At 69.8% G+C, this 24,452-nt stretch carries 20 protein-coding genes; 5 read left to right on the top strand and 15 right to left on the bottom strand.

Annotated features, from left to right (window positions below; genetic code table 11):
* The first annotated feature begins 278 nt into the window (after positions 1-278).
* Positions 279-1,304: a hypothetical protein gene (locus tag FXF51_RS60465; RefSeq protein WP_187414157.1), complete on the top strand. Its 1,026-nt coding sequence runs from the start codon at positions 279-281 to the stop codon at positions 1,302-1,304.
* Positions 1,305-1,474: 170 nt separating this feature from the next.
* Here the strand turns inward: FXF51_RS60465 and FXF51_RS03540 are convergent, their stop codons facing one another.
* The 9 genes from FXF51_RS03540 to FXF51_RS03500 are packed head-to-tail and all read right to left on the bottom strand — an operon-like array spanning position 1,475 to position 12,098.
* A complete protein-coding gene (locus FXF51_RS03540) occupies positions 1,475-2,365 on the bottom strand; it encodes a dihydrodipicolinate synthase family protein (protein ID WP_148432783.1) in 891 nt (296 codons plus the stop codon).
* Positions 2,362-3,687 (bottom strand): aminopeptidase P family protein, encoded by a 1,326-nt coding sequence (locus FXF51_RS03535; protein ID WP_148432782.1) that lies wholly within the window; start codon positions 3,685-3,687, stop codon positions 2,362-2,364. Before FXF51_RS03535 ends, FXF51_RS03540 begins: the two co-directional genes overlap by 4 nt.
* Positions 3,680-4,957, bottom strand: a complete 1,278-nt coding sequence (locus FXF51_RS03530) for an alpha/beta fold hydrolase (RefSeq protein WP_148432781.1) — start codon at positions 4,955-4,957, stop codon at positions 3,680-3,682. Before FXF51_RS03530 ends, FXF51_RS03535 begins: the two co-directional genes overlap by 8 nt.
* Complete coding sequence (locus FXF51_RS62390) at positions 4,954-5,766, bottom strand: ATP-binding cassette domain-containing protein (protein WP_148432780.1); 813 nt, start codon at positions 5,764-5,766, stop codon at positions 4,954-4,956. The genes FXF51_RS03530 and FXF51_RS62390 overlap by 4 nt, the downstream gene beginning before the upstream one ends.
* Positions 5,763-6,563: an ABC transporter ATP-binding protein gene (locus FXF51_RS62385; protein ID WP_148432779.1), complete on the bottom strand. Its 801-nt coding sequence runs from the start codon at positions 6,561-6,563 to the stop codon at positions 5,763-5,765. The genes FXF51_RS62390 and FXF51_RS62385 overlap by 4 nt, the downstream gene beginning before the upstream one ends.
* Entirely contained in the window at positions 6,560-7,558 is a 999-nt protein-coding gene (locus tag FXF51_RS03515) for an ABC transporter permease (protein WP_262379267.1), read from the bottom strand. Before FXF51_RS03515 ends, FXF51_RS62385 begins: the two co-directional genes overlap by 4 nt.
* On the bottom strand, positions 7,555-8,490 hold the full coding sequence (locus FXF51_RS03510; protein WP_148432778.1) for an ABC transporter permease: 936 nt from the start codon (positions 8,488-8,490) through the stop codon (positions 7,555-7,557). The genes FXF51_RS03515 and FXF51_RS03510 overlap by 4 nt, the downstream gene beginning before the upstream one ends.
* Positions 8,491-10,179 (bottom strand): ABC transporter substrate-binding protein, encoded by a 1,689-nt coding sequence (locus FXF51_RS03505; RefSeq protein WP_148432777.1) that lies wholly within the window; start codon positions 10,177-10,179, stop codon positions 8,491-8,493.
* A complete protein-coding gene (locus FXF51_RS03500; RefSeq protein ID WP_148432776.1) occupies positions 10,176-12,098 on the bottom strand; it encodes a glycoside hydrolase family 127 protein in 1,923 nt (640 codons plus the stop codon). Before FXF51_RS03500 ends, FXF51_RS03505 begins: the two co-directional genes overlap by 4 nt.
* A 142-nt stretch (positions 12,099-12,240) precedes the next feature.
* On the opposite strand from FXF51_RS03500, the gene FXF51_RS62380 reads away from it, so the two are divergent.
* On the top strand, positions 12,241-12,762 hold the full coding sequence (locus FXF51_RS62380; RefSeq protein WP_262379266.1) for a hypothetical protein: 522 nt from the start codon (positions 12,241-12,243) through the stop codon (positions 12,760-12,762).
* 227 nt (positions 12,763-12,989) lie between these two features.
* Here the strand turns inward: FXF51_RS62380 and FXF51_RS62375 are convergent, their stop codons facing one another.
* The 4 genes from FXF51_RS62375 to FXF51_RS03475 all read right to left on the bottom strand — a co-directional run bounded on the left by FXF51_RS62375 (position 12,990) and on the right by FXF51_RS03475 (position 18,387).
* Complete coding sequence (locus tag FXF51_RS62375; RefSeq protein WP_262379265.1) at positions 12,990-13,220, bottom strand: NUDIX domain-containing protein; 231 nt, start codon at positions 13,218-13,220, stop codon at positions 12,990-12,992.
* A gap of 464 nt (positions 13,221-13,684) precedes the next feature.
* The gene (locus tag FXF51_RS03485) at positions 13,685-14,926 is read right to left on the bottom strand and encodes an McrC family protein (protein WP_148432775.1); all 1,242 of its coding nucleotides are present in this window, start codon (positions 14,924-14,926) and stop codon (positions 13,685-13,687) included.
* Complete coding sequence (locus tag FXF51_RS03480) at positions 14,923-17,109, bottom strand: McrB family protein (protein WP_262379264.1); 2,187 nt, start codon at positions 17,107-17,109, stop codon at positions 14,923-14,925. Before FXF51_RS03480 ends, FXF51_RS03485 begins: the two co-directional genes overlap by 4 nt.
* A gap of 126 nt (positions 17,110-17,235) precedes the next feature.
* Entirely contained in the window at positions 17,236-18,387 is a 1,152-nt protein-coding gene (locus FXF51_RS03475) for a hypothetical protein (RefSeq protein WP_148432774.1), read from the bottom strand.
* Positions 18,388-18,734: 347 nt separating this feature from the next.
* Between FXF51_RS03475 and FXF51_RS03470 the strand changes: the two genes are divergently transcribed.
* From FXF51_RS03470 to FXF51_RS03460, 3 genes are all read left to right on the top strand, one after another.
* Complete coding sequence (locus FXF51_RS03470) at positions 18,735-19,757, top strand: hypothetical protein (protein WP_148432773.1); 1,023 nt, start codon at positions 18,735-18,737, stop codon at positions 19,755-19,757.
* A gap of 454 nt (positions 19,758-20,211) precedes the next feature.
* On the top strand, positions 20,212-21,078 hold the full coding sequence (locus FXF51_RS03465) for a DUF5710 domain-containing protein (RefSeq protein ID WP_222871112.1): 867 nt from the start codon (positions 20,212-20,214) through the stop codon (positions 21,076-21,078).
* 196 nt (positions 21,079-21,274) lie between these two features.
* Positions 21,275-22,525: a hypothetical protein gene (locus tag FXF51_RS03460; protein WP_148432772.1), complete on the top strand. Its 1,251-nt coding sequence runs from the start codon at positions 21,275-21,277 to the stop codon at positions 22,523-22,525.
* A 6-nt stretch (positions 22,526-22,531) separates the two neighbouring features.
* Here FXF51_RS03460 and FXF51_RS03455 read toward each other — a convergent pair whose 3' ends face one another.
* The gene (locus FXF51_RS03455) at positions 22,532-23,272 is read right to left on the bottom strand and encodes a GntR family transcriptional regulator (RefSeq protein WP_148432771.1); all 741 of its coding nucleotides are present in this window, start codon (positions 23,270-23,272) and stop codon (positions 22,532-22,534) included.
* A 51-nt stretch (positions 23,273-23,323) separates the two neighbouring features.
* Positions 23,324-24,157: a TIGR04222 domain-containing membrane protein gene (locus FXF51_RS03450; protein WP_148432770.1), complete on the bottom strand. Its 834-nt coding sequence runs from the start codon at positions 24,155-24,157 to the stop codon at positions 23,324-23,326.
* Between the last annotated feature and the right edge of the window lie 295 nt (positions 24,158-24,452).

The following is a 24,452-nucleotide window of genomic DNA, read 5'->3' as shown; positions in this document are numbered from 1 at the left end:
GGACTCCACTCCTGGACTTCACGACCGGGGCAGTCTCCCACGGCTACCTGACGAAGGTGCTCAACTGCCTCCTGCCGGGGGACGGCTGGAACTCTCACCTTGCTCGACGTGCGGCGGGAGAGCGGCGATGAGCGGACCGACGCCAAGGTCTCCTGATCGGCGCAGGACAACCGCCGGTAAAACGGCGGCAGATTCCGGCCGGGTGGTGAAGGCGGTTTAATGCCGCCGCAATCACCGGAGCCGTGATCATGTAACACGGTCCACGCAGACTTGACGTCATGAGCGATGCACCGAAAGTGACTGACGCGCGTACCGGAGGCGGCCGTTCGTGGGGGCGGGAGCTGGTCGAGCTTGCCGCGCTGTTCCTCGCGGTCGGCCTGGCGCACCTGCTCGCGACCCTGCTCGGGCACCAGGAACCCGGGCCCGCCGTTCTGGTGGGGCTGGGAGTGGCGTTGATCGCCGGCACCGCGATCCACAAGCGACTCGGCCACCGCCCCGCCCCGTCCGCACGCGATTCCGGCCGTTCTGGACGTGGTTCCGGCCGTTCTGGACGTGGTTCCGGCCCCTCCGGACGTGGTTCCGGCCTCTCCGGAGGTGGTTCCGGGCTCTCCGGAGGTGGTTCCGGGCGGGAGGGGTGGTTCGGGCAGGGCTCACGGTCGGGTGAGTGGTTCGGGTCTCGTTCCGGGGACGGCGGGAGGGCGCGTGACACGGCGGCGCTGCCCGTCGAGGACGGCGCCGGCGGGCCGATGGCGTTGTGGCGGATCCGGATGCGGGTGGTGGAACGGCCGGGGAGGCTCGCCACCGTCGCCGGGGCGTTCGGGCGGCTGCGGTGCAACATCCTGGCGCTGCACATCGCGCCGACCGGCAGCAGCGCCATCACGCCCGCCGGGTGCGACGCGCTCGACGAGTTCGTCATCGAGGCGCCACGTGACCTAGGGCTCGACGTGCTGGCCGCGGCGCTGGGGGAGGCCGGTGGGCAGGACGTGGTGATCGTGCCCGCCCGGGTGAAGGACCTCACCGACCCCGGCGTGCAGGCGCTGGTGCTGGCGCAGCGCGTCAGCGACGACCCGGATCGGCTGCCCGAGGCGATGGCCGAGTTGCTGCGGGTCTCGGACGTCGAGTGGCGGCGGCCCGGCGACACCGTGGACGAGGGGGCCGAGCTCAACACGACCATGGTGATCTCGGTGAACCCCGATCGGGCGTTGCTCGTGCGGCGGCCCGAGCTGGCGTTCACCCCGACGGAGGCGGCGCGGGCGGCGGCCCTGACAGCCGCCGCCACCCACGCCCGGTACAGCACCGGCTGACCCGCCCGCCCCGCCCCGCGCCGTGCCCGCCCCGCGCCGAGCTGCGCGTGCCGTGCCGTGCCGTGCGTGCTGCGCAGCGCCGTGCATGCCTTGCCGTGCGTGCCCTGCTGAGCGGGCGGTGCCGCGCCGGCGGTGTCTCGTGCGTGGCGCGGCGCGCAGGGCCGGTCAGGTCAGCGGTAGCCCTTGGCCAGCACAGCCTCAGTGTCCCGAGTGATCCGTTCAGCCATCTCCGGCGCGAGCGCGAGCCGCGGCGGCCGGCAAGCACCCCCCTTGAGCCCCGCCAGATCCATCGACAACTTGATCGACTGCACGAACTCGGTCTTGGAGTCCCACCGCAGCAGCGGATGCAGGTCCCGGTAGACGGGCAGCGCCTTGGCCACGTCCCCCGCCACCGCCAGGTGGTACAGCTCCACGGTGGCCCGGGGGATCATGTTCGGGTACCCGGCGATCCACCCGACGGCCCCGGCGATGCCCAGTTCCAGCAGCACATCGTCCGACCCGACGAGCAGGTCGAGCCCCGGTGCGAGTTCGGCGATCTCGTACGCCCTGCGCACGTCCCCGGTGAACTCCTTCACCCCCACGATGAGCCCTTCCTGGTGCAGTTCGGCCAGCAGGGAGGGGGTCAGGTCGACTTTGGTGTCGATCGGGTTGTTGTAGGCGACGACCGGCAGCCCCGCCTTGGCCACCTCGCGGTAGTGGGCGACGACGGCGCGGCGGTCGGCGCGGTAGGCGTTCGGGGGGAGGAGGAGCACGGACGACGCGCCCGCCTCGGCGGCCTGTTCGGCCCAGCGCCGCGACTCGGCGGACCCGTAGGCGGCCACGCCGGGCATGACGTGGAAGCCGTCGGGCGCGGCCTCGACGGCGGTGCGCACGACGCGGGCGCGTTCCTCGTCGGTGAGGGTCTGGTACTCGCCGAGCGAGCCGTTGGGGCACACGCCGTCGCAGCCGCCGTCGGCGAGGAAGCGCACGTGCTCGGCGTAGGCGTCGTAGTCGACGGTGAGGTCGTCGTGGAAGGGCAGCGCGGTGGCGACGTGGACGCCGTGCCACACGGGGGCGGTCATACGTTCTTCTCCTTGATCCAGTTCTCCAGCCCGCTCGCGTCGAGGGGCAGCGCGGCGGACAGGTTCTCGGCGCCGTCCGCCGTCACGAGCAGGTCGTCCTCGATGCGCACGCCGATGCCGCGCAGTTCGGGCGGCACCGTGCGGTCGTGCGCGTGGAAGTACAGCCCGGGCTCGACGGTCAGCACCATGCCGGGCGTCATGCCGGCGCCGTGGTAGGCCTCGGGGCGGGAGCGCGCGCAGTCGTGCACGTCGAGGCCGAGGTGGTGGCCGATGCCGCAGATCAGGTAGCGGCGGTGGTGCTGGCCGGTGTCCGACAGGGCCTCGTCCACCGAGACGGGCAGCAGCCCCCAGTCGTGCAGGCCGCCGGCGATGACCTCCATGGCGGCGTGGTGGAACGCGGTGAACGGCCGGCCCGGCGTCACCTGGGCGATCCCGGCGCGGTGGGCCCGTTCGACCAGGTCGTGCACCTGCCGCTGGGCGGGGGTGAAGGCGCCGGAGACGGGGAAGGTGCGGGTGACGTCGGCGGTGTAGTGGGAGCGGGTCTCCACGCCCATGTCGAGCAGCAGCACCTCGCCCTCGCGGACGGGGCCGTCGCAGCGCACCCAGTGCAGGGTGGGGGCGTGCGGGCCGCCGCCGACGATGGAGGCGTAGCCGGGGCCGTTGCCGTGCGTCCTGGCGTACCGGTCGAAGGTGCCCTGCAGCCACCGTTCGCCGCCGCCCGCCACGGCGGCGGGGATCTCGGCCAGCACGGCGGCGAAGCCCTCGACCGTGCGGTCCACGGCCTCGCGGAGCTGCCCGACCTCCCACTCGTCCTTGATCATGCGCAGTTCGGCGAGCACCTGGCCCGCGTTGTCAGGGGAGTCGCCCGGGTCGGTGAAGTCGGCCAGGGGCAGCACCTCGGCGCCGAGCGCGGCCGACCATTCGGCGAGCGACGGCGAAGGGCCGACCCACAGCTCGCCGTAGGCGGCGTCGGCGAAGAAGCCGGTCTCGCCGGGCCGGGCGGGCGGCGGCAGGTACAGGGTGGCCGCGCCGTCGCGGACGACGGCGACCGCGTGCTCCACCGCGCAGCCGGTCAGCCAGTAGAAGTCGCTGTCCACCCGGAAGTCGTAGGCGGTGTCGTTGCTGCGGGTCGGCGCGTGGCCGGCCTTCACCACGACGGTCCTGCCGGGCAGCGCCTCGGCGAGCCTGGCCCGGTGGGCGGCGGCGGCCTCGGCCGCGCCGGGGACCAGGTCGGGCGTGCGGGCGGGGGAGTCCCAGCCCTGGGCGATGTACTGGGTGAACGCGGGGATGTCGATCAGTTTGGGCAGTTTGCCGTCACCCATCGGTCAGTCCTCCTCCGAGGTCGCGGACGAGCCCGGTCAGGCGGGCGAAGACACGTTCCTCGCCGATGCCGTCGTGCTCGTACTCGTTGGTGACCCAGGCCTGCGTGTTGCCCACCCGGGAGGCGGTGTCGAGTTGCAGGCCGGAGTCGACGTACATGTCGTCGTAGTAGACGGCGGCGGCCACGGGCACGTCGTTGGCGGCCAGCCGGTCCAGGTCGTACAGCGGCGGCCAGTCGTCCCGCTCGGCGAGCAGGCCGACGGCGTCGCGGAAGGGGCGCAGGGCGCGGATCTCCTCGAACATCCAGGGGTAGATCATCTCGCCGGTGAACAGCAGCGGCCTGGCGTCCTCGGCGAAGGCGGGGTGGCGGGCGCGCTCGCGCTGCGCCGCCCACGCGGTCGCGCCGGCGCCGTGCCCGTAGATGCTCTCCTGCAGCGCGGCGAACAGGGGGTTGTCGGCGTAGGAGGAGCGGGCCAGCACCTGGTGCAGGAACGTCTCGGGTAGATCATCCGATTCGTCCAGCAGCCAGTGCATGCGCTCGTAGCCGGGCTTCATGCCGAAGTCGATGCCCAGCGACTGCAGCCGCCGCACGGTCAGCGTGTCGCCGTCGGGCAGCAGCACGTCGCCCTCGGCGAGCCGGTCGGCCAGCCGCGCCGTCGTCTCGGCGTGGTGCGGGTAGCGGCGGTAGAACTCGGCGTTCTTGGCCGCGGTCCGCGGATACGTACGCCGGTAGACCTCGGCGGCGTCGGGGTCGAGCGACGGCAGGCCGCCCGCCACGTAGCAGGCGCTGAGCCCTTCGGGCGCGTTCGACAGGTACGTCAGCGTCAGGAAGCCGCCGTAGCTCTGCCCGAGCGTGGACCAGCGCCGCCCGCCGAAGACGGTGGTGCGCAGGTGCTCGGCGTCGGCCACGATCGAGTCGGCGCGGAAGCGCGCCAGGTACTCGGCGCCCTCCCGGGCGCCGAGCGCGCCCATCACCTTGCCGTCGATGCGCGAGCTGCGGCCCGTTCCGCGCTGGTCGAGCAGGATCACCCGGTACGTCTCCAGCGCCCGCCCCAGCCAGCCGGACGTGCCGACCGGCCGGGGCCCCTTGCCGCCGGGGCCGCCCTGGAGGTAGAGCAGGCACGGCAGGTCCTCGCCGTCGCGGGCCGGGTCCACCAGCTCGCGGGCGAACACCGTGATCGTCCCGCGCGCCGGGTCGCACCAGTCGAGCGGCACCCGCTCGGCGTGGTCGCGTACCCGCATCCCGGGGATCGTGTACGTCGCGGTGATCAAGATCTCTCCCTCCTGCGGCGGTCCCACTCCGGGTCGATCCGGGGGATGGCCGCCAGCAGCGTGCGCGTGTACTCGTCCTGCGGGTCGCCGAACACCTGGTCGGCGGGTCCGAGCTCGACGATCCGGCCCTTGCTCATGACCGCGACCCGGTGCGCGATCTGCCGCACCACGGCCAGGTCGTGGGCGATGAACACGTAGCTGAAGCCGCTCTCCTGCTGCAGCCGTCGCAGCAGCTCGATGACCTGCGCCTGCACCGACACGTCCAGCGCGGAGACGGCCTCGTCGCAGATCACCAGCCTGGGGTTGACGGCCAGCGCGCGGGCGATGCCGATGCGCTGGGCCTGCCCGCCGGAGAACTGCGCGGGGTAGCGCAGCGAGTGGTCGGGGTTGAGCCCGACCCGCTCCATCAGCTCCTTGGCGTGCTCGCGGCGGCTGCCCTTGGGCGCGATGCCCTGGTAGACGAGCGGCGCCATGAGGATGCGCTCCACGGTGTGGCGGGGGTTGAGCGAGGAGAACGGGTCCTGGAAGACGACCTGCACGTTCGAGCGGAAGCGGGACAGCGCCGCGCCCTTGGCGTGCGTGACGTCCTCGCCCTCGAACTCCAGGGTGCCCCCGGTCGGGTCCATCAGCTTGGCGATCATACGGGCGGTGGTGGACTTGCCGCTGCCGGACTCGCCGACGACGGCCAGCGTCTCGCCCAGCCGCACCTCGAAGCTGACCTGGTCCACGGCGGCGAACTCGCTCCTGGCGCCCAGCGGCCCGCGCGAGACGAACCGCTTGGTGAGGCTCTCGGCGCGCAGCAACGTCATAGGACCACCTCATCGTCGATGCGCGGGATGCTCTCCAGCAACATCCGGGTGTAGTCGTGCCCGGGTTCGGCGAAGATCTGCTCGGCGGTGCCGTACTCGAGCTGCTCGCCGCGCCGCATCACCAGCACGCGGGTCGCGATCGAGCTGATCACGGCCAGGTCGTGGGTGATGAACACCATCCCGGTGCCGCTCTCCCGCTGCAGCGTGGCCAGCAGGCGCAGGATCTGCGCCTGCACGGTCACGTCCAGGGCGGTGGTCGGCTCGTCGGCGATCAGCAGCGCGGGCTGGCACACCAGCGCCATCGCGATCATGACGCGCTGCCGCTGCCCGCCGGAGAACTGGTGCGGGTAGTAGTCGACGCGCCGCTCCGGCTCGGGCAGGCCGACGTGCCCGAGCGCCTCGACGGCGATAGCGCGCGCGGCCTTGCGGGAGCCGCCGCGGTGCGCGCGGTACATCTCCTCGATCTGCAGGCCCACCGTGTAGTACGGGTTCAGCGACGACAGCGGGTCCTGGAAGATCATCGACATCTGCTCGCCCCGGAGCCTGCGCAGCTCCCGGTCGGGACGGCCGAGCAGCTCCGTGCCGTTCAGCCGGACGCTTCCCCTGGTCTGCGCCCCCTTGGGCAGCAGGCCCATGATGGCCAGGCTGGTCATCGACTTGCCGGAGCCCGACTCGCCGACGATGCCGACCGTCTCGTCCCTGCCGACCGTGAACGACACGCCCTTGACGACGTCCACCGGGCCGCGCGAGGTCGGGAAGGTGACGGTGAGGTCCTCCACGACAAGCAACTCGCTCATGGCGTCGTTATCCTCACTCTCGGGTCCAGCCTCGTGTAGACGAGGTCCACCACCACGTTGCCGATCACCACGAAGAACGCCGCCAGCAGCGTGACCGCCATGATGACCGGCTGGTCGTTCTTGGCGATCGAGTCGGCGGCCATCTTGCCGACCCCGTTCAGCCCGAACACGGTCTCGGTGATCAGCGCGCCGCCGAGCAGCGCGGCGAAGTCCATGCCGAAGATCGTCGCGATCGGCGTCAGCGCCGGGCGCAGCGCGTGCCTGCGCATGGTCAGCGCCGGGCTGAGACCCTTGGACCTGGCCGTGCGCATGAAGTTCTCCGCCAGGGTGTCGATCACGTTGGCGCGGGTGAGCCGGGCGTACAGGCAGGCGTAGCCGGTGGCCAGCACGATCCACGGCATCAGGTACGACTGGAACCACACCACCGGGTCGTCGGAGAACGCCACGGCCTGCGGGAACGGCAGCACCTGGAGTTGCACGACGAGCACGTACTGCAGGGCCAGCGCCAGCACGTAGTTGGGGATGCTGGAGCCGCCCAGGGCCAGGCCCATCGCGGTGCGGTCCCACCACGTGCCCTCCTTGACCGCGCTGAGCAGCCCGGCGAGGATCCCGACGAGCAGCCACAGCACGGCCGCGCCGATCGCGACCGTGGCGCTGACCGGCAGGCGTTCCACGACCATGTCCATCACGGACTGGTTGGTCTGGAAGCTGTAGCCCAGGCACGGCGCCGCGCAGTGCACGAGGTTGGCGCCCTGGCCGTAGTCGCGCCCGGCGAAGATGCCGCCGAGGAAGCCGAAGAACTGCGCGAGGAACGGCTGGTTGAGCCCCAGCACGTCGCGGATCTGGTCGATGCGCTCCGGCGTGCACGTCTTCCCGCAGATCATCACCGCCGGGTCCGGCTGGAGGGTGAAGAACAGGACGAACGTGAACAGGCACACCAGGAACAGGATGACCACCACGCCGGCCAGGCGTCCGGCCACGTACCGTGCCATCATGAGGCCTCCCCGGCGTCCACGGCGGCCCTGATCCTGTCGCCCAGCACCGTCAGCGACAGCACTGTCAGGAACAGGAACGCGCCGGGGATGACGAAGTACATCGGGTCCACGGCGTACCAGCCGACGGAACTGGAGATCATCTGTCCCCACGACGGGGTGGGCGGCGTGACGCCGACGCCCAGGAACGACAGCCCCGCCTCGGTCCCGACGTAGCCGGGCACGGCCAGGGTCGTCATCACGATCAGGGAGCTGCGCAGGTTCGGCAGGATCTCCTTGAACACGAGCTGCCGCGTGGAGGCGCCGGAGGCCCGCGCGGCCTCCACGAACTCCCGGTTGACCAGCGTGAGCGTCTGCCCGCGCACCACCCGCGCCAGGTACGGCCAGCCGAACACGCTGATCACCAGGACCAGCAGCACCGGCCGGTTGCCCTGGGGCAGCGCGGACAGGATCGCGATCATGAAGATGAGCGCGGGGAAGGCCATGAGGAAGTCCATCACCCGGCAGATCACCTGGTCGACCCAGCCCTGGTAGAACCCGGCGAGCATGCCCAGCACCACGCCCAGCAGCGTGGTGAGGGCCGTGGCCGAAAGCGCGATGATCAGGGAGACGCGGGCGCCGTAGGCGACGCGCGCCAGGATGTCGCGGCCGTTCTGCGGCTCGACGCCCAGCAGGTGCTCGGAGCTGATGCCGCCGAGCGACCCGTAGGGCACCCCGCCCAGGTCGGTGTTGACCGCGGCCGTGTCGAAGTCGTTGGGGCCGTGCCCGGTGATCGCGCTGATCAGCGGCGCGCCGATGGCCATCAGCACGATCAGCGCGAGGTAGGCGCCGCTGATCACGGCGCCCCGGTCACGCAGCAGCACGCGGGTGACGCGCCGGCCCGAGGTGGCGGGCACGGCGCCCGCCACCTGCTCTGGATGCGCTGCGACGGTCATCTACTTCGTCGGCTTCGCCAGTCCGACGGAGACCAGGTCGACACCGCCGGAGTAGGAGTTGGACTGGTAGGCGCCCGCGATGTTCGCGCCGTTGACCAGGATCAGCTTCTCGTAGGCCAGCGGCACCACCGGGGCCAGCTCCATGATCTGCTTGTCCAGCTCGCCGTAGGCCGCGTTGGCCTGCTCGACGTCGGTCATCGCGGCGATCTCGTCGATCTTGGCGTTGACGGCCTTGTCGTTGATCTGGGCCAGGTTGGAGTTGCCCTTGGTGGTGATGTTGCGGCCGTCGAACAGCGGCGGCAGGAACGTCGCGCCGGAGGCCCAGTCGGGGCACCAGCCGGTCACGGCCATGTCGTTCTGCTTCGCCGGGGTGCCGATGACCTCGTAGTACGTCGAGGTGTCGATGTTGTTGATCTTGACGTCGATGCCCACCTGCTTGAGCGCCTCCTGGACGGCGACCGAGACCGCCGCCATCTTCGGCTGCGCCCGCGTGTCCAGGGTCAGCGAGAAGCCGCCCGACAGGCCCGCGTCGGCCAGCAGCTTCTTGGCCTGCTCCACGTTGTGCGGGTACGGGTCGTAGTCCACCCGTCCGGCGACCGTCGGCGGCTGGATCGAGGTGCCCTTCTGCGCCAGCAGCGACCCGCCCATCGCGGCCACGATGGTGTCCTTGTCGATCGCGTAGTTGATCGCCTGGCGCACCCGCACGTCGCTCAGGTACTTCTTGGTGGTGTTCAGGCCCATGTAGGTGGTGCAGCCGTTGAGCCCGGACAGCGTGCGCGCCTTGATCTGCGGCGTCTGCACCCGGGCCACGGTCGCCGCCTGGATGCTCTGGCCGAGCGCGTCGGCGTCGGTGCCCTGCCCGGCCAGCATGCGCTCGTCGATCGTGGCCGGGTCCAGGCCGAACGTCCACTCGAACGCGTCCGGCTTGGCCGTGCGCACGGTGTCGGTCTCCTGCTTCCACTGCGGGTTGCGCTCCAGCTTCAGCGACGCGTTGCGCTGGTAGCTCGCCACCTTGTACGGCCCGCTCGCGATCGGCTTGCTGTCGAACGCGGCCCCCGCCCCGGTGCCCTTGGGGAACGGCGTGAAGTTCGACAGCGCCAGCGCGCTCGGGAAGTCGGCGAACGACTTCTTCAGGTGGATCACGACCGTCTTGGCGTCCGGCGTCTCGATCGTGTCGAGGTCGCCCGACAGGTACGGCCCCTTGTAGTCCTTGGGCGCGTCGAGCAGCAGCTTGCCGTACGGCGAGCCGATGCCCGCCTCCGGGTCGAAGGCGCGCGAGAAGCCGAACTTCACCGCCTCGCTGGTGATCGGCGTGCCGTCCTCGAAGAAGATGTTGTCCTTCAGCGTGAACGTCCACGTCTTGGCGTCGTTGGACGGCGTGCCCGTGTCGGTCGCCAGGTCGGCGACGATCTTCGTGCCCTCCGCGCCCGGCCCCGCGCCGAACGTCGTCAGCCCCCGGTAGATGAGCCGGTAGAAGTTGTTCACACCGCCGTCGAAGCCGCGTACCGGGTCCAGGTGGGAGAAGTCCGCGTTGGCCAGGATGCGCACCGTGCCGCCCGTCGCCGGGGCCGCCGACGAGCCGGTGCCGCCGCCTTGTGCCTGGGGCGCCGCCCCGCCGCCTCCGCCGCACGCCGAGAGCGCCAGCACGGCGGTCATCGTGACGCTCGCGAGCGCCGCCGATCTCCTCATTTCGCCTTCTTTCCATTGGTTGCGTCGGGGGTCCTGACCCAGACCCGCATGGCTTCGGGGCCGCGGTTGCCCCAGAGGAAGTAGGGGACGAAGGCTGCCGTGACCGTCGTCTCCAGAGGTGCCTCCTCCAGCGGGAGCTCGGGGTAGAGCTCGGTGGAGGGCGGGGGAGCGGCGGCGGCGGTGAGGGTCAGCACCACGGCGTCGTCCCGCCGCTCGATGTTCGCGTTAACAATTTCCGGTACGCCGATCACCAGGTCGTCCACGGCGGCGTCCGGGCTGTCCTGCTGCTCCACGCAGTAGACCAGCGGGCCGCGGGCCAGGCTGGCCGCGCCCCTGGTGGCGTCCAGGTAGGGGTGCGAGCCGTGCGCCCGTACCGGCATCGGCAGCGTGAGCCGTACCTCGTCGCCGGCCTGCCAGTGGCGCTCGACGGTCAGCCACCCGTCGTGCGGCGCGGCCTGCCAGGCCTCGCCGTTGACGGTCACGCTCGCGCCGCGCGCCCAGCCCGGAACGCGCAGGACCAGCCTGTACGGCCCGCCGGGCGCGCGCTCGACCGTGAGCCGCACGTCGCCGTCCCACGGGTAGGCCGTCTCCATCGCCAGACCCAGCTCGGTGCCCTCGACGCGGGCGGCGGCGTAGGAGGCGATCAGCAGCGCGCCGTCCCGCTCGGCCGCCACGTAGTCGGCGAGCTGCGCCATCCAGCGCACGATGTTCGGCGGGCAGCACGGGCAGGTGAACCAGGCGCGGCGCAGCGGCTCGCCGCCGGCTTCCGCGCCGCTGCGCTGCTCGTGGTCGGGACGGCGCTGCAGCGGGTTGTCGTAGAAGAACGCCTTGCCGTCCGCCGACAGGCCAACCGCGTAGGCGTTGTAGAGCACCCGCTCGAACACGTCGAGGTAGCCGGCGCCGCCCGTGGCCAGGAACATCCGCCAGCCCCACTGCATGACGGCGATGGCCGCGCAGGTCTCGGTGTAGGCGCGCTCGGACGGCAGCTCGTACCGGTCGCCGATCGCCTCGTCGGAGTGGCGGCTGCCGAGCCCGCCCGTGACGTACAGCTTCGTGGCGACCATGTCGTCCCACAGCCGCTCCAGCGCCTCGAACAGCGACCGGTCGCCCGTCTCCAGGTAGACGTCGGCCGCGCCGGCCGCCAGGTACGCCATCCGCACCGCGTGCCCCGTCACCGACGGCAGCTCGCGGAAGGGCAGGTGGTCCTGGAAGTAGTCGCCGGGGAAGATGCTGTGCTTGAGCTGCCCCTTGCCGCGCCGGTCCACGAACGCGGCGGCCAGGTCGAGGTAGGCGCGCAGCCCCGTCTCCCTGTACAGCTCGACCAGCGCCATCTCCACCTCGGGATGGCCGCACACCCCGTCGTGCGCGAACCGCTCCACCACCAGGTCCGCGAACCGCTCGGCCACCCGCAGCAGCCGCTCGTCGCCCATCCGGCGGGCCGCGGCGACGGCGGCCTGGATGAGGTGGCCCAGGTTGTACAGCTCGTGCCCCCAGGACAGGTCCTCCCACGGCTTCTTCGTGGCGGCCGGGTCCTGGAAGAAGGAGTTGAGGTAGCCGTCCTCGGCCTGGACCCGTTCGAGGAGGCCGACGACCTCGTCGAAGAACTCCCGTACGGGCTCCCCCGCGCGGCCGTCGCCCAGCTCGTAGGCCAGCCCCTCCAGGGTCTTGTACAGGTCGGTGTCCAGGAACGGGTAGCGGCCCCGGTACGGCGCCGGGTCCTGCTCCAGGAGGCGGCTCAGGTTGGCGACGTTGCCCGCCGCGCGGAGCTGCTCGATGGTGTGCGGGATCGTGGCCGTGCCGTTCCGGCGCTGCCAGTGGTGCAGCAGACCGCCGGTGATGCGTACCCCCGCAAGCGGCCGCACGGCCCCGGCGGACGTACGCACGGCGCCGGACAGCGGCTTGACCTGCTTAGACGTCATGAACCTTCCCAGTAATGTGTGGCATTGCACTGAACCATAGGTGTCCGGGAGGTGTGTTGCCAAGGGTTGCGGGGGTGACGAAAAGAGAAAGTAACCCGTCCGGAATATGGGACGAGGGGTCGCGGACCACTACAGTGGCGCGGTGCGACGCGTATCCGTGGTGGGGAACTCAGGCTCCGGAAAGTCCACTCTTGCCGCAGGTCTGGCGGCCCGGCTCGGGGTGCCGTGCCTTGAGCTCGACTCCGTCTTCCACATGGAGAACTGGACGCCGAAGCCGCAGGAGGAGTTCCGGGCCGAGGTCGACGAGTTCACGCTCGGCGACGCCTGGGTGGTGGACGGCAACTACTCCGCGGCACGGGACCTGGTGTGGGCGCGGGCCGACACCGTGGTCTGGTTCGACCTGCCCCGCGTCACGGTCATGCGGCGGCTGCTGCGCAGGACGTTGTGGCGGATGGCTACCGGGGCCGAGCTGTGGAACGGGAACAAGGAGTCGTTCCGGTTCCTGTTCTCGAAGGATGAGTCGATCATTCGGTGGGCTTGGACCAAGCACGCCGAGTACCGGGAGAAGTACCGCCGGGCTGCGGCCGATCCGGGGAACGCGCATCTGACGTTCGTTCGCATCGGCTCACGGGCGGACTCCGAGCGGCTGCTGAGCGCGCTGTGAGCCGCGGCGGTAAAGCGTGGCAGGACGGCCCGGCTCGGCGCGGGTGACCTTGCGCAGATCGGACACGGGCTCGCTCCAGCGCGTCACGCAGAATGGCCAGATGGTTGAAGGTCAGCGAGCCGGACTCGTCCAGGACCGACGACACCCGCGCCCGCACGGTGCCGCAGGCATCTGTGCCCGCCAGGGAATGGGCAGATCCGGCCCGAGGGCGAGGAATGTCACAGTGATCACGCGGCTGCGTGGAGCACGACCGGGTCGCTGTAGGCGCGGAGTTGTTCGAGATGCAGCCGCTCCGCGTCCAGGTCCGTCTCTTGCTTGAGTTCGCGCCGGGAGGCGCACTCCAGGGTCTCGCCGGGGCGCAGATAGTCGGCGGAAAGCGCCCGCCGACCTCGGTGCGGTTCGTTTCCGCGCTCCACCAGGAGAACATGCAGCTCGCCGTCTCGGATGGTGAGGATCACGAGGTCGACGGTGACGTCAACCCGCGAATGAACGCTCCACATCCTCTGGGCGACGGCACTCTCCGTCATGGCGGGCTGGATTCTCTCGTTCCCCGGATCGGGGGTGACAAAGCTGCACCACCAGCAACGGCGGGCGACCGACGAACTGGCCAAGGCGCAGCGGGCGGGGGTACTCCAGGGCGCGGCAACGAATTCACCAGGGACGCCTTCGCGCCCATCTGGTCAGGCGCGAGGACCCGATGCGGCGATTCGACCGGGATTGCGGCCGGGCATGCTGCTGGAGCAGGTACGCAACAACTTCGGTACGAGGCGGCTCTACGGGCTCGCCCTGCGCGTGCTCACCACCGCCTGGGAGGCCGGCGGCGACGGCTGAACCAGCGACTTGAAGACAGCAGGGAGCGCGTCTCGCTGTCGAGGATGCGATCCAACCGATCTCAACCTTTCCCTTGGCCAGAGTGAGCGAATCAACGGCCGGGGGTGTGAAGACACGGGAGGCGCGCGGGATGATTCTCGGGATCTGCCCCGTGGCGTGCTGTGAGTTGGCCGGCCAACGAGGCTACGGCGAGTGCGAGGTCAGTGGGCCTCTGGCTGAGATCCAGAACGTGCGCGTGCACGCTGATGTCCGAGTTTCTGATCCGGTACGGCTGCGCCGACGGCGTCCCAGAGGCATAGACGAGGTGCCCCTCAGCGAGGCCAAGAGCAGTGCAGTAGGAGATCAGCTGAAACAGGTGCCCCGTTGGCGGAGCACCGTCCAGAGTCTGGTATTTCGCGTCCACGACCACGGTGGGCCGCCCTTCGCTATAGATGAGGATGTCGGGCTGGAAGAGCACCCGCCTCTGCTGGTCGAGCTGGTGCCCCTGCTGGGCGACACAGCGAAAGTTGTGCGGCGAGAGCCCAGTGGCAAGTTGTCTGGTGAGGAAGCGCTCGAAGATCTGGGCCATGTTGAGAACGAACCCGTCGATCTTCATCGCCTGCGAGCCCTCCTGTTGTAGTGAGGCCCCAGACAGGATCAGTTCAGCCAGCTTCAGCGCGGGTGAGTAGCGCTCGTTGAGCCGGGTTGGCCGCCACGGCGGCAGCGGTGCCCCGGGCCGGACGGGAACCACCCCGACGAGCCGCCCGCTCAGGTGGCGCAGCAGCGTGCTTGTGGTTTCCGCGACGCCAGGCAGGGCCTGGGCGAGTTCGATGGCGCCGAGCAGTATCTGGTTCTCGGGAATGTCGGCGAGGTAGTCGTCATAGGCGACTTCGATCGCGGTGGGCAGCCCCATCCGGCGGCTCAGCTGGGCGCTGGTCCGGATCCGGCCCCGCACGACGGTGAGAGCGTCCTCGCGGTGGACATAACCGTGCAGAACCCCGCCGCGGAGCACCCGTTCCGCCGCGCGGGCGAACACGGTGGCCAGTGCCGGCACGAGGAGGTCGTCGGTGGCGGCGGTGATCTGGCGGTGTTGCCAGACGTGGTCGTTGTCACCGAGCAGGCCGAGGAGCCGCCGGACGGGCAGTTTCGGCTGGATACGCAGCTCGATGGCGCCGTCGTGGTGGCCAAGCCGTACGGTCCCGACGCGCTGGCGGCCCGCGATCCGCCACTGTCCGCCCGCGGCCGGGGTCATGGTGACCAGTTCGGGGACGGTGGCCAGCGTGGCGACCTGTGCAGGAGTCAGGGGCCGGGGCGGGCCGGCGGTGGCCTCGGCGAGGTGGAGATGCAGAGTCATGGCAGAGTGCGGCCGAGTGCGGCGAGGAGGACCGGCAGGCCGAACTCGGCCTCGATGTCATTGAGTTTGCCGTACAGCTGGTCTTCCAGCAGGGGCAGGATCTCGGCCGTCCAGATGAGTTCCAGCCCGCGCCGGGTGGCCACGTTGGGCGTCATCAGGTAGGAAGGGCCGACTGCGCGGTCAGGGTCGTTCAGACGGCGGTTGACCTCTTCCAGCAGGAGCGCGGGTAGAACGGGGAGCTTCTCGCGCTCCAGCCAGCGGCGTAGCAACCCGTCGACCGGGAGCCGGTCCGGGGCCAGGGCGCGGAAGACGAACCGGCGGCGCATGGCCGCGTCGATCAACGCCACCGAGCGGTCGATGGTGTTCATCGTGCCGATGACGAACACATTCTTGGGCAGCTTGAACGGCTCGTCCGGCGAGTACTGCAGGGTGAGCTCATGGTTGCGGTACTCCAGCAAGAAGTACAACTCGCCGAACACCTTGGCCGGATTGGCGCGGTTGATCTCATCGATGACCAGGACATACGGCCGATCCGGCTCCTTCTCGGCAGCTTCCACGGCGTTCTTGAACGGGCCGGGCACCAGGTCGAAGCCGATCATGCCGTTCTCGCCGAGCCGGGGGCGGAAGCCTTCGATGAAGTCCTCGTACCCGTAGGAAGGGTGGAACTGCACCAGGCTGGTGCGATCGGGACCGGCCAGCGCCTCACCGAGCTTGGTGGCCAGGTAAGTCTTGCCGGTGCCTGGCGGGCCGTAAAAGATCATCTGGCCCTTGGCGGTCAGCAGGTCGGCGGTCTCCTGCAGCCAGCTGAGCGGCATGAGCAGGTCGTCGGCGAACGTCTGGGTGAGTGCTGGGACGATCAGCTCGCGGGTCTCGTCCTGGGCCAGCACCTCGTCGGTGAGCTGTTCCTCCAGCCCGGCGTTGGTGGCCAGCGCCGCGATCACACTGGTCAGCTCGCCGATCGTCATCGTGGTCTTGAGCTTGGCCTGGGCTTCTTCGGGGAGGGTCTGGCGGCTTATGGGAATGGGGTTCCACTCGACCGAGCGCCGGCGAGCCAGGCCACGGCCGGCGGAATCGTGGTAATACGCGTCGCCGGTGATGGTGCCGACATAGACGGCATCGCCGTCGACGGTCGCGATGAGATCGCCGGGTTGGAAGCCACTGAGGAAACGCCACAGTTGCCCGGCCGCGACGTCTTTCGTGCCTTGTTTGGCGTCGGGAAGCCCGGCAGCGACAGCGTCCTTGACCTGCTGCCGGGACGCTCCGGCCGGTAGTTGTTCGATGTCCGAGAAGCTGACCGAGCAGAAGCCACCGGCCAGCCACTGGGGGATCGCGTTGACGCCGTCGACGTTGGCCCCGCGCACCAGCCAGCCCTTCTGCGGCCGTGGCGGGGGAGGCGGCTCCCAGCGAGACCGCCAGGGCTCGTCATAGAAGCTGAACCGTCCACCGTGTTCAGCTTCCAGCCGCCGGCGGATGGCGTGGATGTCTCGATCGAGATCCCCTGTCGGCTCGGCCAGCCGGTCGGCGAAGGCATCGCGGATGAGCTGCTTGTTGCGCTCGACGGAGACCGGGGCGAACACATCGGGAAACAGTAAGAACAGCAGCACGTGGAACTGGGCGCGGGCCCGCGACTTGCCGTCGTAGTCGGTGAGCACCGATTCGGCCAGGTCCCGGAAGCGCCACGGATCCCGCAGAGCCGATTCCCGTTCGACGAGCGGCAGCTTCACCATCAGCTGGGTGAGGCGGATGAGGAACGCGAACTGGGCCCAGCGGTAGTTGAGGAACGCTTGGCCGCCCTTCATGTAACCCGGTGAGGCCGCCGCAGCCAATTCTTCGGGCACCTGCACCTCGAAGGACACCCACGACAGCACGCTGCCCAGGATCTCGAATTTGCGATTCACGCCGATCGTGGCCGGGCTCAACGGCATGACGTTGAGATAGAGCAATTCGGCGGCGAGCACGATCGCCTCGTCGCTGCCCTCGGCGATCTGTCGCTTGAGCTTGACCAGGAACTCGTCCGAGGACTCGTCGAAGTTCTCCACGAACCGGCGGAACAACTCGTCCGCGGCATCAGCTGTCCAGGCGCGCAGGCCGGGAGCAAACGATGAATCCCCGGTCAGCACACCACTTTCGACTACCTGGCGTGCCGCTCGGCATACGACGACGCCTTGTTCCCCATCCACCATGAGTCCCTTCCGCGTGGTCTCCCACATATCCTCAGGAATCCGGCATGACGTTACGCGGGTTGACCAGAGCGTGTTCGAGATGTCCCGGAGAACGAATCACCCGCGTGTCGCTGATTGGCCGTCCCATCAGTCGCCACGGAGCGCGCTCAACGCGCGCTGGCAGACAGCGTGCCATGTCTCTCCGCCCTTATCCCGTGTCAGGACACTGGCGACCACTGAATCCTCGCAGGTTTGGCCGTGCCAGGAACATCGGCCCTGAGCCGCTCGTCGTCCATGGTGCAGCGCTGATTCGTACGGTCGTTCCGCAATCAGTTCGGTTGACATGTGAGGCACGACGGACCCTTCTTCTGTTGCGATCCGTGAATCGGTAAGGATCGCGTAGACGTACGACGGACCGATGATGTCCTTGCTGAGCTGTCCGGGCCCCGAAAGCGGTCGTCGGTCCCACGCACGGACGAAATTGGACCGATGAATACTGATCTTCGCCCGGTCAGGGCAGACGTCATTGTCGCGTAACCGATATGTGAAGGTGCCGCCGCGCCGTAGCCGGAAAACCTCGCCCTCGTAGCGCCCGATACGGTCCCAGACGAGATCGAAGGCATGGGCAGTCGATGCGCTTTCCGCGACATCAATACCTTCGGACTGTCTCGGCAGTGGCCGAGAAAGAACGGGACTCGCCAGGTCGGGAATTCGGCCTGCGTCCTCGGACGGGCGAGCGGTGACGGTGGCCGCGACCTTCCAGAGGAGCGGGACACGCGGGCTCCGCCCAGTGAGTGTCAAGACGGTCAGGAGAAGGTGCAAGGCAGGCGGCCCCAGGATGGATGCCAGCGCCCAGGTCCACATGACGACGTCGTCCGACAGGCTCTCGGCTGAGGCCCCCTGGTATCGAGTCGAGGCGTAGACGCCCGCCAGAACCAGAGTGACCAAAAAGGACACGACGGCCACGATATCGATGAGAATTGATTGCACGGCGTGGAAGCGCACGTCGGGCCGTTGATCACGACGGAAGATCAAACCCCCGACAAACCCGAGAAGGTACGCGAGAGCGGAGCGCCATGAGCTGCCGACCAGGTCCGGATTCCAGGGCGGCTCGATGGGGGACGCCGCGTTCTTTCGGCGAGATACCGCTCGACCGCTGACGCTGTCTCGCCTGCGCTCCGATGTGGCGGTTCGCGCTTCACGGCGCTTGCGCTCGGCCCTCTCGATGATGACGACCACTGTTTGGACGATGCCGGCGATCGAGGCGACGACTCCGAGCACCGCCAGAACAACGCTCATGCGTCCTCCTCTCGCAGAGGGAGACCCTTTCTTACCCGGGAGAGTTCGATGGTCGCACACCACACTCGGGACGGTGAGTGCAATGATTGTCTCCGAGCGTAATCATCGATCTTCACGTGAGCTGCTGGACACATCGGCGGCCTTCCGGCCCTAAGATCGGGGAAGATCGTCCGACGAAAGTGTGCCCGCGAGGACGATGGCTTGCGGGGACATACGCGGGGTGATCAAGCGATTCAAGATATGCACCCAGGTCAGATCGTGCGCAAACCCCATCGGAGATGCACGTTCATCGCCGCACTACCGCCACCGTCCCGGCCTGACGGCATCGATCCGACAGAGGAGCCTGCTTGGTCGTTTTCGCCTGTACAGAATGCGGCGCCGTGATGACCGCGAAGGTGGCGCGGGTGGCGCTCCCCGACCATTCCGGCCAGAAGTACGGCCATGACCTGCTCCCCAATCTGCTGGAGCCGGGAACATACGCCGTGGACCCCGGAAACGGTCAGCCCTGGCAGCCATGGGAACCCGAGCCGGAAGAACACCGCGTCCGATTGCAGATGTTCCGCATCACGGGGCCCCCGGGCAGGATCGGCATCGCGCCGGGCGACGTCCGCGGAACCGTCTTCATTCCGGAGCGGCTGGGCGGCTGCTGTTGCGGCTGGGACGGTCAATACGGCCCCAACCTCGCCTGCGCGCGATGCGGCTGCCCGGTGGCGACCCGCGTCGACGACTGCGGATTCTGGCAAGTCGTGTGGCTCGAACCGGACGCCGTACGCCCCGTCGCCGTCGCCGGCCCCGTCCAGCAGGTGATGGACTGGGAGGAACTGCCGAGCGCGCCACTCGCCGACCCGAGTGATTGCTGGAGTGCCCCCTGGGAGGCCGCCGTCGCGGTGGCACTGGCGCACTTGCTGCTGGCCTCGGACGGTAGGCGGATATCCGTCCCTGACGGACCCGTCGCGACGGCGTTCCGTCGGGTGATCGACGGCCTGCTCCCAGCGGGGCCACCGGAACGACACCTCGCCCTGGCCGGGCCCGGCCTGTCCAACGGCATCACCGACATCGCCCTAGTGCCGCGGCATCCGCAGACCGGCGAGGCATGGCCGTGCGACGCCCGAGCGGTGGTGCCACTGGCCTCAGACGTGTGGACGTACCTGGCCTTCCATGATGACCGGCGGCTCGTTCCGGCGGCGCGCACCATGCCGGCTGCGGTCCGCCGTGATGATTCGCCCCCGTTGCTGGAAAGGTCTCGATTTCGTCCTGATGGGCGGGTGTTCCTTCGCGCGCTGGAACGACTGGCGCCGATTCGGCAGCCGTGGCTGCGCCGCATCTACGACCGGGTCGAAGACCGTCCGTACATGCACCCGTTCTCGTAGCCGTAAGACCTCGAGGAGACGCCCTTCGCGGCCTGTGGCAAGCGGCCTGCGCCGGCTAGAGCGAGACCCCGCGGCCATGCCGAATGCCCATCACTGGTTCACGGGACTTCTCCTTTGTGTTTACGACAAGATGGAGGACGTGACCGCTACCCCTCTTCCTGGCAGGGGGCCCTCAATACGACTGTCGTATGGGCACAACCAATCGAGCAGGAGTCCATTGCGGACGCCATCGCACTCGTCGACACGGGCCGGTGGACGTCTCATGACGATCTCGCTGAACTGACCGGCGTCTCCGCCAGCGGGGTGGACACTCCCGCCAGTGACCAGGTGAACGTGCCTGCGTTCCTCGGCCACTCACCCACGTGCGACTTGCCATCCGGCCCCAGCCGCCCACCTCACTTCTGATCGAACGCCCTGAATCTACCCGCCGCCCCTTCCGGAATGGAGACCGCCGATGACTCCCCCACGCATCTGGCTGGACGTCCCCTACGCCGAAAAGGACCAGGCCAAGGCCGCTGGTGCCCGCTGGGACCCGGCCGCCAAGCGGTGGTATGCCCCACGTCCGGGCATCACCGCCCTGCAACGATGGGCCGCCCGACCCGACGTACCCGACCTGCTCCCCGGCGAGGACCGCAGCTTCGGCGCCGGACTCTTCGTCGACCTGGTGCCCTCCTCATGCTGGTTCACCAACGTCCGCTCCTGCGTGGACCAGCGCGACTGGGAACGGCTACGGCGAATGATCACGAACCGGGCCGGGCACCGCTGCGAGGCGTGCGGCCGAGGTGAAGACCGCACAGTCCAACGGTGGCTGGAGGCCCACGAGCGCTGGCATTACGACGAGGCCACCGGCACGCAGACGCTCAAGCGGCTGATCTGCCTGTGCACGGACTGCCACACCGCCACCCACATGGGCCTGGCCCAGGTCAACGGCAAGGCCGACCGGGCCACCGCCCACCTGCGAGCAGTCACCGGGATGACCGCCGGTCAAGCCGGTGCCCACGTCAACGCAGCATTCTCTCTGTGGCGATCGCGTTCGACCCGCAACTGGACCCTCGATCTGAGCATCCTCACCGACGCAGGCGTCACCCTCACGCCGCCTCCCGAGCGGGCCGACCGCGCAGCCGAAGCACAGCGACGCCTGACCGAGGTGCAGCAGGTCCCGCCCCGGGCTACGGACCTACCTCCGCCCACTGCCCCGATCCGTCCACGCCACGAACCTCGCCCCGGGAAGCAAGCTCCTCCCCCCAGCTCTGTGCAGGGATCCAAGTGGCTGCCCGGACGGCTACAGCGCTGGCTGGCAGACCCACGAGACACTCGCTGAACCTGCCGCGCCAACCCCGAGAGCTGCCGGCGTTGGTGACGCCCTGCGCTGCGCGGGCCGGATCGCGGCCATGCTGATCCGCACCGGGCAGCTCTGGAGGGTGTCGTAGGCCGTGGTGGGGCCCGTTCCAGGACGGCGGACGGGGACTGTCGCACGGCGGACGCTGGATCTCCACTGCGACTCTTACACTGAGCGGATGCTCGATACCGATCACTCCCGGTTGGATCGGATCGCCGGCAAACTCGCCGCGGTGCGTGCCATGCCCATCCGTCCGGACGCCTTCGGTACGGACGCGCATGGGTTCGAGCTGGAGCCGCCGCTGCCGGAGGCCGTGGTGGCCGAGTTCGAGGAGCGGCACGAGATCACGCTTCCTCCGCCGTACCGGTTGTTCGTCACCGAGCTGGCCGGCGGCGGCGCGGGGCCGGGCTGCGGGTTACGCGGGCTCGACACCGCCTGCTGTACGCGCCGCCGGTCCGGGCACCTGGCCCAGCCCAGTCCGTACGTGCCCGGCCCGCGTTACGCCGACGACTGGGAGGAACGGTACGAGGATCCGCCGGGGCCGGATCACGTCTTCCTGCGGGGCACGCTGAGCATCGCCGACCACGGGTGTTCCCTCGTCTCGCAGCTGACCGTGACGGGGCCGGCGCGGGGGCGGGTCTTCAACCTCGACCACGAAGGACCGGCCGGCCCGTACGTGACCGAGGACGCCGACTTCCTGTCCTGGTACGAGCGGTGGCTGGACGAGGTGGTCGCCGGTTATGACGTCGGCTGGTTCGGCGAGCGGCTCCCGCTGGAGGAGGCCGGGCTGGTCGCCGCGCTCACCGATGACCCGTCAGTGGAGCGCCGGGCTCGTGCGGGGGAGTCGCTGTTGCAGTTGCCGGTCGTCAGTGAAGCTGGCTGGGCCGCCTTGACCCGCGCGATGATGACCGATCCGCATCCCACGGTGCGGGCCGAGATGTGGGATCTGGCGCGCTGGAATCGGCACCGGCACGGGCGTCCGCTGGACGACGCCGAGGCGATCGCGGACGACATCGCGCGGCACGCCAGGTCCTGCGATCCGCCGGACCTGGAGGCGCTGGGCACCCTGGGCAGGCTCACCTCGGCCGATCTGCTGCGGGAGCTGAGATGCAGGGACCTCGAACGGCGACGGCGGGCGGCGTACCGGCTGGCCCGGCCCTGGGGCTGGAACGGTGAAGACCTTCAGCGGGACGTCCTCGCCGGCGTGGCGCGCCGGCTCCTGGAGGATGACGATCCGCTTCTCCGCTCACACGGCGTCGTCGTCATCCGCCAATTCGGCCTGAGGGATCTGCATCCGGTGCTGCGCCGGCTGCGGGAGACCGAGACCGGTCCCTGGGTCCTGCATCACATCGACTGGTGCCTGACGGAGAAGGAGGACGACCCCTCGGCCTGGATGACGCAGGGGTGCAGCGAGGACCCGCCGTTCTGACGGCGATCAGCGCTCGATGAGCGTGACCTCCAGCGAGTAGTGCGAGGCCCGGTAGACGTGCGAGCCGTGCTCCACCGCCCGCCCCTGATCGTCGTAGGTGGTGCGGACCATCGTCAGCAGCGGCGCCCCCCGCCGTTCCGCCAGCAGCCGGGCCTCGGCCGGGGTGGCGGCCCTGGCGCCGATGCGCTGGTTGGCGACCCGCATCCGTACGCCGCCGCCGCGCAGCAGCTCGTACAGGCCGCGTCCCTCCAGGTCGGCGGCCGTGAGCGGGGCCAGACCGGGCGGCAGCCAGTTGTGCAGGACCGCGAGGGGCTCGCCGGCCGCGAAGCGCAGCCGCTCCAGGTAGAGGATCGGCGAGCCCGGCTCCACGCCCAGGATGGGCGCGATCTCCTCCTCCGCCGGCCGTGACTCCAGCGCCAGCACCTGCGTGGCCGGCTCCTGGCCCGAGCGGCGCAGGTCGTCGTAGAGGCTCGTCAGCTCGACCGAGCGCTTGACCTGCCCGTGCACCACCTGGGTGCCGACGCCGCGCTTGCGTACCAGCAGGCCCTTGTCCACGAGGTACTGGATGGCCTGGCGGATCGTGGGCCGCGACAGGCCCAGCTTGTCGGCCAGCAGGATCTCGTTGTCCAGCCGCGAGCCGGGGGCCAGGTCGCCGCGGCGGATCGCCTCCGCGATCTGTTCGGCGACCTGGAAATAGAGCGGCACGGGGCTGGACCGGTCCAGGTCGATGGCCAGGTTCGCGGTCATGCTGATCAGCTTAACCGAGGTCAGAATGTCCGGACAAACTAGCGTGGAGGCTCAGGCGTCCCCGCAGCCGCAACCGCATCCCCCGCCGCCGCCGTCGCCGCCGCCGTCAGCGTCGCCGTCGTCGTCCGGGCTCTCGCGGGCCGGGGTGGGCGCCGGGACGGTTCCGGGCTGAGGGTCGCCCCGCAGCACGTACGACTCCAGGCTGCCGTCATGGTCAGGATGCGCGGCCAGCACCTCGTGGTAGACCGCCTGGCCCACCAGCGTCCTGTCGCCGTCGGGCGCCCTCATCCACTCGATGACCAGCCCACCCGTCACGGTGAGCGGTGGCACGAGCAGCGCGGGCCACCACTGACCGACCGCGGCCCACGCGGCGGACGTCTCCCCGGACAGCAGGTCACCGGCGATGTCCAGCACGATCGCGAGGGTGGCGACGTTCGTGAGCAGCACCGGGAAGACGGTCAGCGCCGACAGGACGATCGTCCACGACATCCAATGGGGGCGCAGCAGCCCGCGCCGCCGCAGCTCGGCCCGCATGCGCTTCTCCAGCGACGGCCAGCCCGGCGCCCGCGCGATCTGGTGACGGGCGGCCCGGCCCCCTCGTGCGGTGAGGAAGTCGAGCACCAGGCGTTCGGCCGGATCCTCGGCGGAGGCGCCCGCGACCTTGGCGCACAGGCCCGAGCGGGACTCGCGGACGGCGTTCCGCCTGACCAGCGCGGTGATCACGGTGTCGGGCAGCGAATGGTGTCCGGTGATGAGCACGGCCAGCTCGTACGCGCCGGTGATCGTGCCTTCCTGGCGTTGCCGCCGCAACAGGATCTCCACCAGGGCCAGCGCGGCGACGGCGACCAGGCCGAGGACGAGCACGGCCGCGACGAGCGTCACCATCGTGCACCTCCGGGTGCGAGAGCGCTGTCTCCGAAGATAGACGCGTCAGCGGCGCGCGTGGTAGGTGACCACCTCGTCGCCGCGCCCCGGTGGACGTCCCGGGTGACGAACCGCCACAGCATGGTCGGCGCACGGCGGCGGCCAGGTACCGGCAGAGAGACGGTGGCGAGGGCGGCGACAAGGGCGGCGACGAAGGCGGAGGTGAGGGTGGAGGTGAGGGTGGGCGGGAGACTGGTGGCGAGCGCGGCGGTGTGAACGCCGGTGGGCGCACCGAAGCGGAAGCGCCGCACCGAAG

Origin of the sequence: Nonomuraea sp. PA05, from assembly GCF_008086045.1 — a bacterium.
GTDB lineage: Bacteria > Actinomycetota > Actinomycetes > Streptosporangiales > Streptosporangiaceae > Nonomuraea > Nonomuraea monospora.
Note: the sequence above shows the minus strand (reverse complement) of the source record. Positions and strands in the feature narration are given on the sequence as shown.